This window comes from Rhodococcus sp. Chr-9 (genome assembly GCF_000801125.1).
Lineage (GTDB): Bacteria > Actinomycetota > Actinomycetes > Mycobacteriales > Mycobacteriaceae > Rhodococcus > Rhodococcus pyridinivorans.
This window is the reverse complement of record NZ_JTIZ01000055.1, coordinates 1-1,905: the sequence shown is the minus strand read 5'-3', so window position 1 is coordinate 1,905 and position 1,905 is coordinate 1. Positions and strand designations below refer to the sequence as shown.

Genomic DNA, 1,905 nt, shown 5'->3' with positions numbered 1-1,905 from the left:
GGGTCGATCGACACCCGCCCCTACCAAGTGCGAAGAGCCGGATTATCGAAACCGACGAGAACGGCGTTGATCTCCGCGATGGCGCAGCAGCTCGAACATTGGCCCTGACGAACGCATACTTCGTCTATCGAGAACAGCGACGTGAGCAGGCAAAACACCTTGGCGGAGCACGAGGCGACGACACTCTTGATCGCGTGCAATCGATTCTGAAACAGCTGTACAAGGACTGCTTTGGCTATCGCTGGCTGGTCGAGTCTAGAAATGCCCTCGTGCACATGGACTTACGAGCCGTGGAGTTGAGCGTCGGAATTCGAAGTGGCGACAGCGACGGAAGCGAAATTGATTTCACCCTCACGATCGCACGCGACGTCGTGCTCCAGACCGCCAACTTGCAGAAGCCTTATATGGCTGACTATCGGACCGAGTTGGAATCGCTGAGTAGCAACCTAGTCGTAATCGACCTGCTCGAACAGGCGCTCCCTGCGGTGATAGGCGCGGACAAGGAGATTCGAGACGCGATGTATCCGCAGTCAATCATCCGAGAGAACGCGAAGATCGTCCGCGAGCTGATTCGCCGGTTCGGCGGCCGCCGCGGCGTCTACTGTATGCAGACGGGACCAGGCTTCACGATGGAAAACAAGATCCCGCCGCACATTCGACTCGATCTAAAGGTGCTGTCGTTCGCCGACTCACTGGCGTAGTTGGACGCGACTTCGCAGCCTCTAGCGAGTCGCGTAAAAGCTGTGGGGTTTGAGTCGAAGTGCAGCGCAGTTCGAGCACTTCGGAAACACTGTGCACGTCTCCCGGTGCTGCCTGCGAAGGGTTTGCCGACTTCGTCGTTGCCACTCAAGCTCCGGTTCATGGGAACATACTTTCGAATCGACACGTTATTGTGGGAGCGCGGCAGGTCGATGGAGGGACGCGACAGCGGACTTCGGGAAGCATCGGCCTGCTGCCTCATGCCAGCGCATAAAGGTCGCCTCCTTTCGACCCGATGGCAAGGCGGCAACGTCGTGGCCAGCCTCGGCTTCGTCTGCCGACACGGGTCCGCGTGCAGGGTGATCGCATCCGTCCAGAGCCGGTGCGTGGTCGAGTCGTCAGGTGGCGTGCATGATGAGAGGCCACCGAAAACGCACCGAGGGGAACGATGTTCACCGCACTACGCGGCCGATTCCGCACACGATCGGCCACAGCTGACGCGCCGACCACCGAATCGAACCGGGCTGGCACACCCGCGCAGACGAAGGCCGATGCGGCAGCGCACACCCACGCCCAAGCTCGGATCGAGACATTGGACAGGTACCTCGGCTCGCTCACCGAACGGGACCGCGCCGAGTACATCGCCGCAGCGCAAGACCTCAACGATGCGATGAACGAGACCGGCACCCAGGATTTCCGCGCTTGCTATCGAGGTGGACGGCCACCCGCCGGCGGCAGCGTTCCGGACGGAATCCGATCGCTTCAGCAGCTGCGGGCACTCGCTCGCACGATCCGCACCTCGAACCGGCCGGACCCGACCGAGTTCTCCACTGCGACGAACGCAGGCACGTGCACTGCGCATCCACACACCGACCCGGGAGACATCGACGACGCCGACCCGGACCCGGCCGGGAAGCAGAAGTTGTGAACCGCGCCGGCGGCGAGGCCGCGGCCACGCTGTTGGTGATCGCCGACCGCAGCATCGACATCGACACTGCGGTCGCGAAAGCCCATGCCTATCCGGCAGTGACCGTGGCCCGCTACGACCTGCCCGGACCCGGACCCGCCACGGAGATCACCGCCGACGAGATCGCCCGCACCCACAAGGTGCGCTCCCGGATCAGCCACGCCCAACGCGACTGGTTCATCCGTACCGCCATTGACGGCTCTTCGCAGTTAGCAGTGGTACTGGTGCCGGCTGGGTGC

General features: G+C 62.6%; 1 protein-coding gene and 2 pseudogenes. All 3 read left to right on the top strand.

Annotated features, from left to right (window positions below):
- A pseudogene (locus tag QR64_RS26900) lies at positions 1–701 on the top strand (hypothetical protein); the annotation flags it as partial.
- A 590-nt stretch (positions 702–1,291) separates the two neighbouring features.
- On the top strand, positions 1,292–1,627 hold the full coding sequence (locus QR64_RS06675; RefSeq protein WP_152640925.1) for a hypothetical protein: 336 nt from the start codon (positions 1,292–1,294) through the stop codon (positions 1,625–1,627).
- Positions 1,624–1,905: pseudogene (locus QR64_RS06670) on the top strand (hypothetical protein); the annotation flags it as partial. The gene QR64_RS06675 and the pseudogene QR64_RS06670, both read left to right, overlap by 4 nt.